Annotated in this window: 11 protein-coding genes; 9 read left to right on the top strand and 2 right to left on the bottom strand. The window is 67.7% G+C overall.

Annotation, left to right across the window (positions count from 1 at the left end; all coding sequences use genetic code 11):
• Window positions 1-51: 51 nt before the first annotated feature.
• Entirely contained in the window at window positions 52-687 is a 636-nt protein-coding gene (locus tag ACYPYD_RS10430; protein ID WP_211150909.1) for a TetR/AcrR family transcriptional regulator, read from the bottom strand.
• Window positions 688-831: 144 nt separating this feature from the next.
• Here ACYPYD_RS10430 and ACYPYD_RS10425 point away from each other — a divergent pair, with 144 nt between their 5' ends.
• Genes ACYPYD_RS10425 through ACYPYD_RS10395 form a run of 7 tightly spaced genes read left to right on the top strand, consistent with a single transcriptional unit; the run spans window position 832 to window position 7,551 of the window.
• Complete coding sequence (locus tag ACYPYD_RS10425; protein ID WP_036528340.1) at window positions 832-1,593, top strand: SDR family NAD(P)-dependent oxidoreductase; 762 nt, start codon at window positions 832-834, stop codon at window positions 1,591-1,593.
• Window positions 1,590-2,780 (top strand): acyl-CoA dehydrogenase family protein, encoded by a 1,191-nt coding sequence (locus ACYPYD_RS10420; protein WP_197524496.1) that lies wholly within the window; start codon window positions 1,590-1,592, stop codon window positions 2,778-2,780. Before ACYPYD_RS10425 ends, ACYPYD_RS10420 begins: the two co-directional genes overlap by 4 nt.
• Window positions 2,767-3,840 carry a phosphotransferase gene (locus tag ACYPYD_RS10415; RefSeq protein ID WP_036528338.1) on the top strand — a complete coding sequence of 358 codons (1,074 nt, stop codon included), beginning with the start codon at window positions 2,767-2,769 and terminating at the stop codon, window positions 3,838-3,840. The genes ACYPYD_RS10420 and ACYPYD_RS10415 overlap by 14 nt, the downstream gene beginning before the upstream one ends.
• Window positions 3,837-4,625 carry an enoyl-CoA hydratase/isomerase family protein gene (locus tag ACYPYD_RS10410; protein WP_051587051.1) on the top strand — a complete coding sequence of 263 codons (789 nt, stop codon included), beginning with the start codon at window positions 3,837-3,839 and terminating at the stop codon, window positions 4,623-4,625. The genes ACYPYD_RS10415 and ACYPYD_RS10410 overlap by 4 nt, the downstream gene beginning before the upstream one ends.
• Window positions 4,626-4,628: 3 nt before the next feature.
• Window positions 4,629-5,789, top strand: coding sequence for an acetyl-CoA C-acetyltransferase (locus ACYPYD_RS10405; RefSeq protein WP_036528336.1), 1,161 nt, complete (start codon window positions 4,629-4,631; stop codon window positions 5,787-5,789).
• Window positions 5,789-6,781: an NAD(P)H-dependent flavin oxidoreductase gene (locus ACYPYD_RS10400; protein ID WP_036528334.1), complete on the top strand. Its 993-nt coding sequence runs from the start codon at window positions 5,789-5,791 to the stop codon at window positions 6,779-6,781. The genes ACYPYD_RS10405 and ACYPYD_RS10400 overlap by 1 nt, the downstream gene beginning before the upstream one ends.
• Window positions 6,778-7,551 (top strand): enoyl-CoA hydratase-related protein, encoded by a 774-nt coding sequence (locus ACYPYD_RS10395; RefSeq protein WP_459663029.1) that lies wholly within the window; start codon window positions 6,778-6,780, stop codon window positions 7,549-7,551. Before ACYPYD_RS10400 ends, ACYPYD_RS10395 begins: the two co-directional genes overlap by 4 nt.
• Window positions 7,552-7,760: 209 nt before the next feature.
• Here ACYPYD_RS10395 and bioB read toward each other — a convergent pair whose 3' ends face one another.
• Window positions 7,761-8,819, bottom strand: a complete 1,059-nt coding sequence (gene bioB / locus ACYPYD_RS10390; protein WP_036530109.1) for a biotin synthase BioB — start codon at window positions 8,817-8,819, stop codon at window positions 7,761-7,763.
• Between the two features lie 127 nt (window positions 8,820-8,946).
• On the opposite strand from bioB, the gene ACYPYD_RS10385 reads away from it, so the two are divergent.
• Together ACYPYD_RS10385 and ACYPYD_RS10380 are read left to right on the top strand one after the other, a co-directional pair.
• Window positions 8,947-10,494 (top strand): hypothetical protein, encoded by a 1,548-nt coding sequence (locus ACYPYD_RS10385; RefSeq protein ID WP_202902899.1) that lies wholly within the window; start codon window positions 8,947-8,949, stop codon window positions 10,492-10,494.
• Complete coding sequence (locus ACYPYD_RS10380; protein WP_036530117.1) at window positions 10,491-10,991, top strand: acetyl-CoA carboxylase biotin carboxyl carrier protein; 501 nt, start codon at window positions 10,491-10,493, stop codon at window positions 10,989-10,991. The genes ACYPYD_RS10385 and ACYPYD_RS10380 overlap by 4 nt, the downstream gene beginning before the upstream one ends.
• Window positions 10,992-10,995 lie beyond the last annotated feature (4 nt).

Below are 10,995 nucleotides of genomic sequence, written 5' to 3'. Positions count from 1 at the left end.
GGATTGCTTCGCTACGCTCGCAATGACGAGGGTGGGGTGATGCTCACCGCATCACCCTCGCGGTGCGAGGCCCCGCACCAGCACATCGACCATCGTGGCGGCCAGCGCCTCGGCGCTCTGTTCGCCTTGCGCCGCGTACCACTGCCCGGGCCAGTTGAGCGCGCCCGCCAGCGTGAAGGCAGTCATCCGCACGTCGAGCGTCGCGATCGAGCCGTCCTCGACGCCAGCCGCCACCAGATCGCGCATCGCCTGGTCGATCCGCCGCTTGAGCGCCCGGAAATGCGCGCGGCCTTCTTCGGACAGCACGTTGTCGTCGGTGCGCACCACGCAGCGGCCGAAATCGTCCATGTTGATCTCGGCATAGCGGCGCAAGAAATGCGTCAGGCGCGTCAGCCCGTTGCCCGGTTCGCGCTCCGCCTCGGCCGCCGCCTCGCGCAAGAGGTTGAGGCCGCGGCTGATGCACTCCAGCAGCACTTGCTCCTTGTTGCCGAGGTAGCGGTAGATCGTCGGCTTGCTGATGCGCAGGCTGGCCGCGACCTCGTCCAGCGAGGCGGCCTGGAAGCCGCGCGCGTTGAAGGCGCGCACCGCGGCAAGCAGCACGGCCTCGCGCTTCTGGTCCTTCTCGCGAAGGCGGTCCTCGGGCGAACGGAACGGGGAATCGATGAAGTCTGGCTCAGGTGTCGTCACGGCTTTTCCTTGTCTGGCGACATTGACAAGAAACGCGTCGTTATGCAACGTACTCAAGAGTACGTAAGAAACCAATGAGTTTCATGAGCCTCCCGGAGACGCGATTCGCGCTGGACCGGGGGCAGTTGCGGAAAGGGATTCCTGATGAAGATCGAAGGCGTGGCGGCAATCGTGACCGGTGGCGCATCCGGCCTTGGCGCGGGCACCGCGCGGCGGCTGGCGGCGGCGGGGGCGAAAGTGACCCTGTTCGACCTCAACGCCGAACTGGGTGCTGCGACCGCGCGCGAGATCGGCGGGCACTTCGTATCGGTCAACGTGACCGACGAGGGCGCCGTCGAGGCCGCGCTGGAAGAGGCCGAGGCGCTGAACGGCAAGGCCCGCATCCTCGTCAACTGCGCCGGGATCGGCCCGCCCGCCAAGGTGATCGGGCGCGACGGCAAGGCGATCCCGCTGGCGGATTTCTCCAAGATCGTGACGATCAACCTGATCGGCAGCTTCAACGTCCTGTCGAAGTTCGCCGCGCGGCTCCACGATGCAGACCCGATCGGCGAGGAGCGCGGGGTGATCGTCAACACCGCCTCGGTCGCGGCCTATGACGGGCAGATCGGGCAGGCGGCCTACGCGGCGTCGAAGGGCGGCATCGTCGGCCTGACGTTGCCGGTGGCGCGTGAATTCGCCCGCTACGGCATCCGCGTGATGACGATCGCGCCGGGCATCTTCTGGACCCCGCTGCTGGCGACGCTGCCGCAGGAGGCGCAGGATTCGCTCGGCAAGCAGGTGCCGTTCCCCAGCCGTCTGGGCCAGCCGGACGAATACGCGCAGCTGGTCGAAAGCATCGTCACCAACCCGATGCTCAACGGCGAGACGATCCGCCTCGACGGCGCGATCCGGATGGCGCCGAAGTGAGCGGCGTACCCGGTGCCGGTCCCGAATTGACCGCGCAGATCGCCGCAAAAGTCGAAGCCTTCGTGCGCGAAGTCGTCGCGCCTTACGAGAAGGACCCGCGCCGCGATCACCACGATTGCCCGAGCGAGGAACTGGTCGCCGAACTGAAGGCCAAGGCGCGCGCCGCCGGGGTGCTGACGCCGCATATCCTGCCGGACGGCCGCCACCTGACCCAGCGTGAGACGGCGGTGGTGCTGCGTGCCTCGGGCCTCTCGCCGCTCGGCCCGCTGGCGCTCAACACCGCTGCGCCGGACGAGGGCAACATGTACCTGCTCGGCAAGGTGGGCAGCGCGGCGATCAAGGAACGGTTCCTGAAGCCGCTGGTGGAAGGGCGCGCGCGCTCGGCCTTCTTCATGACCGAACCGGCGGACGAGAACGGCGCCGGGTCCGACCCTTCGATGATGCGGACGACCTGCCACCTCGACGGCAATCACTGGGTCATCAACGGGCGCAAGGCGTTCATCACCGGCGCGGAAGGCGCGCAGGTTGGCATCGTCATGGCGAAGTCCACGGACGGCGCCTGCATGTTTCTGGTCGACCTGCCCGATCCGGCGATCCGCATCGAGCATGTGCCCAACACCATCGATTCCTCGATGCCCGGCGGCCATGCCGTGGTCGCCATCGAGAACCTGCGCGTGCCGGCCGACCAGATGCTTGGGCAATCGGGCGAGGGGTTCCGCTATGCGCAAGTGCGCCTCGCGCCCGCGCGGCTGTCGCACTGCATGCGCTGGCTGGGCGCCTGCATCCGCGCCAACGAGATTGCCACCGACTACGCCAATCGCCGCATGGCCTTCGGCAAGCCGCTGATCGACCACGAAGGCGTCGGCTTCATGCTGGCCGACAACCTGATCGACCTGAAGCAGAGCGAACTCATCATCGACTGGTGCGCGGACGTTCTCGACGTGGGCGAAGCGGGCGGCACCGAAAGCTCGATGGCCAAGGTCGCGGTGTCCGAGGCGCTGATGCGGGTGGCGGATCGCTGCGTGCAGGTGATGGGCGGGCAGGGCGTGACCGCCAACACCATCGTCGAGCAGGTGTTCCGCGAGATCCGCGCCTTCCGCATCTACGACGGTCCCACCGAAGTCCACAAGTGGAGCCTCGCCAAGAAGATCAAGCGCGACTGGAAGACGTCACATGAGCAGCACTGACGCCGCCGCCAATGCCGGCACCGGCGCCGTGCGCGAGGGCTATCGCTTCGACGAGGCGCGGCTGGCGGCGTGGATGGACGCGCATGTCGAGGGCTTCGCCGGGCCGCTCACGGTCGAGCAGTTCAAGGGCGGGCAGTCCAACCCGACCTACAAGCTGGTCACGCCGGGGCGCGCCTATGTGCTGCGGCGCAAGCCGCCGGGGCAGGTGCTGAAAGGCGCCCACGCGGTCGAGCGCGAGGCGCGGGTGCTGTCGGCGCTAGGGGCGACGGGTTTCCCGGTGGCGCATGTCCATGGCCTGTGTCTGGACGAAAGCGTCATCGGCAGCTGGTTCTACGTGATGGAGATGGTCGAGGGCCGCATCTTCTGGGATGCGACGTTCCCCGACGTTCCGCACGGGGAGCGCGCCGCCTACTTCGCCGCGATGAACGCAACGATCGCCGCGCTGCACCGGATCGAGCCGGACGCGGTGGGGCTGGGCGACTACGGCAAGCCGGGCAATTACTTCGAGCGCCAGATCGCCCGCTGGTCGCGCCAGTATCTGGAGGACACCGAGGCGGGCCGCGATCCGGGCATGGACCGGCTGATCGAATGGCTCCCCACGGCGATCCCGGCGGGCGACGAGACGCGCATCGTCCACGGCGACTTCCGCTGCGACAACATGATCTTTCATCCCACGCAGCCGCGCGTGCTGGCGGTGCTGGACTGGGAACTTTCGACGCTGGGGCATCCCCTGGCGGACTTCGCCTATCACGCGATGATGTTTCGCATGCCGCCCGACATCGTGGCGGGGCTGGGCGGCGCGGACATCGCGGCGCTGGGTATCCCGTCGGAGGCCGAATACCTCGCCGCTTATTGCCGCAACGTCGGGCGCCCGCCGATTTCGGAGCAGGACTATGCGTTCTGCATCGCGTTCAACTACTTCCGGCTGGCAGCGATCTTCCACGGCATCAAGGGGCGCGTGATCCGGGGCACGGCCGCGTCCGAACACGCCCGCGAGCGTGCCGCCAGCCTGCCGCGCATCGTCGCGCTGGCAGTGGAAAGCATGGAGGCCTGCCTGTGAGCGACACACCTGTACTGTTCGACCTTGCGGACGGCATCGCCCGCGTCACCCTCAACCGGCCCGAGGCGGGCAATGCCATCGACCTTGCGATGGCGCGCGCGCTGGCCGAGATCGCCATCCGCTGTGAGACCGACACCGCGATCCGCTGCGTCGTCCTCACCGGCGCGGGGCGGCTGTTCTGCGCGGGCGGCGACGTGGGGCTGTTCAAGTCCTCGGGCGATCATGTCGATGCGCTGCTGAGCGAACTGGCGGGCACGCTGCACATGGCGCTCACCCGCTTCGCGCGCATGGCCAAGCCGCTCTTGGTGCTGGTCAACGGACCGGCTGCGGGTGCGGGCCTCAGCCTCGCGATCGGCGGCGACGTGGTGCTCTGCGCACGGTCGGCGCACTTCACAGCCGCTTACGGTACGCTCGGCCTGACGCCCGACGGCGGGATGAGCTGGTGGCTGCCGCGCCTCGTGGGCCTCCGCAAAGCGCAGGAGATCATCCTCACCAACCGCCGCATCAAGGCCGACGAGGCCGAGGCGATCGGCCTGGTCACCCGCACCGTCGATGACGAGGCGCTGGCCGCCGAGGGCGACGCGCTGGCCGCCCGCCTTGCCGATGCCGCCGTGGGTGCGCTCGGCGCGGCGCGGGGACTGCTGCGCCAGAGCCTTGAGACCAGCCTCGACGCACAACTGGAACGCGAAGTCGCGGCGATTACCCGGTCGGGCGCCGCACCCGAATGCCGTGAGGGCCTTGCCGCCTACTTCGAAAAGCGCACGCCGAACTTCAAGGGAATCTGACACATGGCCGAAGCCTACATCGTCGAAGCCGTCCGCACCGCAGGCGGGCGCCGTAACGGCAAGCTCGCGGGATGGCACCCTGCCGACATGGCGGGCGAAGTGCTGAACGCGCTGGTGGACCGCGCCGGGCTGGACCCGGCGGTGGTCGAGGACGTCATCCTCGGCTGCGTGACCCAGGCGGGCGAACAGGCCTTCGCCTTCGCGCGCAATGCGGTGCTGGCCTCGAAGCTGCCGGTCAGCGTGCCCGCTGTCACCATCGACCGGCAATGCGGCTCCTCCCAGCAGTCGGTGCAGTTCGCTGCGCAGGCGGTGATGTCCGGCATGCAGGACGTGGTGATCGCGGCGGGGGCGGAGAGTATGACGCGCGTGCCGATGTTCTCCAACACCGCCTACCACGCGAAGGAAGGCGTCGGCGTCGGCCCGTTCAGCCCGCGTATCCAGCAGCGCTTCGGCGTGGAGAGCTTCAGCCAGTTCGGCGGGGCGGAGATGATCGCCGCCAAGTACGGCTTCGACCGCGAGACGCTCGACCGCTTCGCGCTGGAAAGCCACCGCCGCGCCGCCGCCGCCACCAAGGCAGGCGCGTTCGAGCGCGAGATCGTGCCGCTCGATGTGGACGGCGTGCCCCACGTCACGGACGAGGGCATCCGCTACGACGCGACGCTGGACAGCATCGGTTCGGTCAGGCTGCTGCAGGAGGGCGGGGTGATCTCCGCCGCCAACGCCAGCCAGATCTGCGACGGCGCCTCGGGCGCGCTGGTGGTGTCGGAGCGGGCGCTCAAGGACTACGGCCTTACCCCGATCGCGCGGATCGTGGACATGGTGGTGACGGCGGGCGATCCGGTCATCATGCTGGAGGAACCGATCCCGGCGACGCAAAAGGCGCTCAAGCGCGCCGGACTGCGGATCGAGGATATCGACCTCTACGAAGTGAACGAGGCTTTCGCACCGGTGCCGCTGGCCTGGCTCAAGGCGCTGGGCGGCGATCCTGACAAGCTCAACGTCAACGGCGGCGCCATCGCGCTCGGCCATCCGCTGGGCGCCAGCGGCACCAAGCTGATGGCCACGCTCGTCCATGCCCTGAAGGCGCGCGGCAAGCGCTATGGCCTGCAGACCATGTGCGAAGGCGGCGGCATCGCCAACGTCACCATCCTGGAGGCGCTGTAATGACCTTGCGCACGCGCTTCACCGACCTCGTCGGCATCGAGCATCCGATCGTTCAGGGCGGGATGATGTGGGTGGGCCGCGCCGAACTGGCGGCGGCGGTCTCCAACGCGGGCGGCCTCGGCATCCTCACTGCGCTGACCCAGCCCACGCCTGATGACCTGCGCCGCGAGATCGACCGCTGCCGGGCCCTGACCGACAAGCCCTTCGGCGTGAACCTGACGATCCTGCCCTCGGTTTCGCCGCCGCCTTATGCCGAATACCGTAAGGCCATCATCGACAGCGGCGTCACCATCGTCGAAACCGCAGGCCACCGCCCGCAGGAGCATGTCGAGGACTTCAAGGCCCACGGGATTACCGTGATCCACAAGTGCACGGCCGTCCGCCACGCCCTGTCGGCCGAGCGGATGGGCGTGGACGCGATCTCGATCGACGGCTTCGAGTGCGCGGGCCATCCGGGCGAGGACGATATCCCAGGCCTCATCCTGATCCCGGCGGCGGCGGACACGCTGACGATCCCGATGATCGCGAGCGGAGGCTTCGGTGACGGGCGCGGCCTCGCCGCCGCGCTGGCGCTGGGTGCGGACGGTATCAACATGGGCACCCGCTTCTGCGCCACGGTGGAAGCGCCGATCCACGAGCGGGTGAAGCGGTTCATCGTCGACAACGACGAGCGCGGCACCAACCTGATCTTCCGCAAGTTCCACAATACCGGCCGCGTCGCGAAGAACAGCGTGTCCGACCGGGTGGTGGAGATTTCCGCCCGCGACGGTGCGGTGTTCGAGGATATCCGCCCGCTGGTCTCAGGCGCGAAGGGCCGCACGGCGCTGGAGACGGGCGACATCGACGCCGGGCTCGTCTGGGCCGGGCAAGTGCAGGGGCTGATCCACGACATTCCGACATGCGCCGAACTGGTCGGCCGGATCGTGCGCGATGCGCAAGAGATCATCGTCTCGCGGCTGGCGGGCATGGTCGCGGAGAAGGTGACGGCATGAGCGAACTCGTCACCGTCACGCGCGAAGGGCCGCTGACGATCATCACCATCAACCGGCCTGAGGCGAGCAACGCCCTGAACGCCGACGCGCAAGTCGCGATGGACGCGGCCTTCGGTGCCTTCGCGGCGGACGACGAGCAGTGGGTCGCCATCGTCACCGGTGCGGGGCCGAAGGCGTTCTGTGCCGGGCATGACCTCAAGCAGCAGGCGGCTGGCGGGGAACTGGTGTCACCGCCCAACGGCTTCGGCGGCCTGACCGGGCGCAAAGGGCTGACCAAGCCGGTGATCGCCGCCGTCAACGGCGTGGCGATGGGCGGCGGCTTCGAACTGGCGCTGGCCTGCGACATCGTGGTGGCGGCGGCCCATGCGGCTTTCGCGCTGCCAGAGGTCCGCGTCGGACTGGCGGCGTTGGGCGGGGGTATCCAGATCTTGCCGCAAGTGGTCGGCGCCAAGCACGCGATGGGCATGCTGCTGACCGGACGGCGCGTCTCGGCGCAGGAGGGGCATGCGCTGGGCTTCATCAACGAAGTGACCGAAGGCGACGTGCTTGAGGCTGCGCGGCGCTGGGCGGAGCTGATCCTTGGCGGCAGTCCGATGGCGGTGCGCGCCACCAAAGAAGCGGTCGGGCGCGGCCTGTCCACGCCGTACGACCAGGCTTTCGCCGAGCAGTGGAGCTACCCTGCGATGCAGGCGATGCTGGCCTCCGAGGACTACGTCGAAGGCCCGCGCGCCTTCGCCGAGAAGCGCGGGCCGGAGTGGAAGGGGCGCTGATCCCCTTTAACGGTGGTGTCAATCCGCCGCGGTGTAAGGCCCACCCCGTTCAGCTAGTTCGCTGCGCTCCCAAGCCTTCCAGCCCTCCCGCAAGCGGGAGGGCTGATGCGGCGCCCCCCTCCCGCGAGCGGGAGGGGGAGCGAGACTTAGGCCGCAGGCCTTAGTCGCAGCGGGGTGGGCCTTGCGCTATGCCAGAAGCGCAGGCGGGACTACTCCGCAGCCTCCAGCTTCGCGCAGCCCTTCGGCATGCGCTGGGCTTCAACTTGCGCGGGCGTCAGTTCGATCGCCATCGGCTTGAGGCCGAGCCGTGCAAACATCGCCAGATCGTTGTCGTCGCCCGCGTTGGGCGCGGTCAGCAGCTTGTCGCCGGTGAAGATCGAGTTCGCGCCGGCCATGAAGCACATCGCCTGCGTCATCTCCGACATCGATTCGCGGCCGGCAGAGAGGCGAACCATCGAGCCCGGCATGGTGATGCGCGCGACCGCCACGGTGCGCACGAACTCCACGTCGTCGATATTGGCGAGCGGTGTGTCGGCCAGCATGTCACCCAGCACGGTGCCCTTCACCGGCACCAGCGCGTTCACCGGCACCGACTGCGGGTGCTCCGGCAAGGTGGCGAGCGTGTGGACGAAGCCCACGCGATCGGCGCGGGTCTCGCCCATGCCGACGATGCCGCCCGAGCACACGTTGATCCCCGCCATGCGCACGTTCGACAGCGTATCGAGGCGGTCTTCCATCGTGCGCGTGGTGATGACCTGATCGTAGCGTTCAGGGCTCGTGTCGATGTTGTGGTTGTAGTAGTCGAGGCCCGCGTCGCTCAGCATGTCGGCCTGATCGGGCGTCAGCATGCCCAGCGTCATGCAGGTTTCCATGCCCATCGCGCGCACGCCCTTCACCATCTCGATGATGGCGGGCATGTCACGGTCCTTGGGGTTGCGCCAGGCCGCGCCCATGCAGAAGCGGGTGGAGCCCTGATCCGCCGCCTGCGCCGCGCGCTGGAGCACGGCCTGCACCTCCATCAGCTTGGTCGCCTTGACGCCGCTGTTGGCGGACACCGACTGCGAGCAATAGCCGCAATCCTCCACGCAGCCGCCGGTCTTGATCGAGAGCAGCGTGGAAAGCTGCACTTCGTCCGCCTTGTGGCTGGCGCGGTGAACTTCGGCGGCGCGGAAGACCAGTTCGGTGAACGGCAGGTCGAATAGCGCCGCGATTTCCTCGCGGGTCCAGTCAGTACGAGGGGTGGTGGAGAACGGCGATCCCTGCGGCATTTCTGGTACTCTCCCGATGTGTCCGGCCGTCAACGGCAAATTCTATCGATCAAAATCGTCGGACGATATTGACAGACCACGAAGCTGTAGTCCACAAGGTTCGCAACAAAGACAAGGGCAGGGGATGATGACCGACTACGTTCGCTTGCTGGAGGCCAACAACGCTATCCAGACCATAGGTGATGATACCTATTGGCTCTGTGTGACGCGCACCGTGCAGGAATCGAAGCTGTTTCCCGTGCCGTCGTACATGCTGCTTTCGTACCTCTGCTGCTTCTACCGTTACCCGGAATTGCTGCGGAAGGTGGAGGCGGTGATGCCGGCCGAGGAAGTGGGCGACCGCTCGCGCCTGATCGGCGGCAAGCTGGGCAACCTGCCGGGCTGGGCGCTCCCCACCTTCTACCTGCTGGGCCGCGAGATCCTCATCAACTTCGGTATGCTCGCGCCCGAGGATGCGGCGGAGGACGTGGCCTATGTCATGGACTTCTGGCGCCGCTTCAAGCTGGCGCAGCAGCGCGAGGACGGGCACCTCAACGCCCGCGAATTCGGCCAGCGCGTGCAGCACTTGCCCGAACGCCGGGTGCAGCGCTTCCACTCCGAACTGCTGCCTTGCAAGCCCGGCGACCGGCTCGGTCATGCGGCGCAGGCGTTCCTCGCCACGGTGTCGCAGTACGGCTTCCTCGTCTCGTGCGAGAGCCGCTGTGCGCTCAACAATTCCGGGCCCTATCGCCTTGCCGAAGACCGCGAGATGATCATCCGCGACTTCTCCGATCTGGCAGAGGGCGACTATCCCTGGCTCGACGGCGTGGCGGGCGACATCCCCTTCAGCAACCTGACGGTGACGATGGAGGCCACAGGCTGCCAATTCTACCTGATGGACGACTGGGGCAGCTTCGAATCCCGCCCCGAATTCACCGCCGACAAGCTGACCGGCGTGGGCCTCTATACATCCGATGCGCTGTCGGGCGGCTACATCCCGGTCGGCATGGGTTCGGCCGAGGAACTGGCCGCCACTTTCGAGGATCTGACTGACCGCATCCGCAAGGCCACCGTCGAACTGTGGAAGCGCACGGCCACCTGGTCGCGCGACGAGATGATGGATGCGGGCGCGCTCGTCTACTTCTCGCTCATCAAGGAGATCGCGCATATCGCGGGCGTTTACGACGTGAACGACTGGATGACGATCGACCCGCGCGCGGACCGGTTCCGCAGCCTGTTCAACGACGAGTTCGGCCGCGATTTCCTGGGCGAGATGGTGGGCCTCGTCTCGCTGCCGAGCCAGCAGCTCAATCGCTATGCGATGATGCAGCATAACAACAACCCGGTGCGCTACATCTCGCAGATCCCCTATTCGGTGCTGCAGCGAGAAGGTACGGGCGGCAAGCTGGCACCGATCGGGCCGGGCGTCTCGCACCTGCCGCCCAAGCAGGACCTTTACACCACCACCGCCGGACGCCTGCCGCTGGCCGAGTACAACGCCCGGGCAAGGGCGCTGCAACCCGCGCAGATGGCGCCCGAGTATCGTTTCATCTGCGACACCACGGCCAAATTCCACCCCGACGATGCACAGGTTCAGGCGCTCTACCGGCTTGAACAGGAAGGCTCGCCGCTGGCGGGCCGGGGCGTGGGCCTCAGCCGTGACGATGTCGAAGCCATTCGGAGTGCGCGCGCATGAGCGGCAAAGACCCTGACGAAACCTCGCTGCCCGAACTGGAACTGCTGATCGCCGAGTTCAAGCAGTCGGGCCTGCGCGAACTGCACGCCCGCTGCGGCGAACTGGAGGTCTATCTGTCGCAGGATGCGGATGCCTCCGGGCTTGATGCCCCGCGTGTCTCGGTCGCTGCGCCGGTTGCCAGCGCTGCACCTGCCTCCAAGGCCGCGCCTGCAGCTGCCGTGGCGGCACCGGCGGGAGCGCCTGCGGTGCCGGACGGCGCGGTCGTCGTGACGGCGCCTTACCTTGGCACCTTCTACCGCGCGCCCAAGCCCGGTGCGCCTAACTATGTCGAGGTGGGCGGGCGTGTTTCCGCCGAAACCGAGGTCTGTCTGGTGGAGGTGATGAAGCTGTTCACCGCCGTGCGCGCAGGGGCCGCTGGCACCGTTCTGGAAGTGCTCGCCAGCGATGGCGATCTGGTTTCGGCCGGGCAGCCGCTTTTCGTGATCCGGCCGGAATAGCGCC

The sequence above is a fragment of the Novosphingobium sp. 11B genome (assembly GCF_054589055.1).
The sequence above is the reverse complement of the archived record's forward strand: the minus strand, read 5'-3'. Positions and strand labels throughout refer to the sequence as shown.

Bases quoted from the DNA above. Each gene is read 5' to 3' on its own strand.
- ACYPYD_RS10425 (WP_036528340.1), top strand. From the start codon at position 832: ATGAAGATCGAAGGCGTGGCGGCAATCGTGACCGGTGGCGCATCCGGC.
- ACYPYD_RS10415 (WP_036528338.1), top strand. From the start codon at position 2,767: ATGAGCAGCACTGACGCCGCCGCCAATGCCGGCACCGGCGCCGTGCGC.
- ACYPYD_RS10405 (WP_036528336.1), top strand. From the start codon at position 4,629: ATGGCCGAAGCCTACATCGTCGAAGCCGTCCGCACCGCAGGCGGGCGC.
- ACYPYD_RS10400 (WP_036528334.1), top strand. From the start codon at position 5,789: ATGACCTTGCGCACGCGCTTCACCGACCTCGTCGGCATCGAGCATCCG.
- ACYPYD_RS10395 (WP_459663029.1), top strand. From the start codon at position 6,778: ATGAGCGAACTCGTCACCGTCACGCGCGAAGGGCCGCTGACGATCATC.
- bioB (WP_036530109.1), bottom strand. From the start codon at position 8,819: ATGCCGCAGGGATCGCCGTTCTCCACCACCCCTCGTACTGACTGGACC.
- ACYPYD_RS10385 (WP_202902899.1), top strand. From the start codon at position 8,947: ATGACCGACTACGTTCGCTTGCTGGAGGCCAACAACGCTATCCAGACC.
- ACYPYD_RS10380 (WP_036530117.1), top strand. From the start codon at position 10,491: ATGAGCGGCAAAGACCCTGACGAAACCTCGCTGCCCGAACTGGAACTG.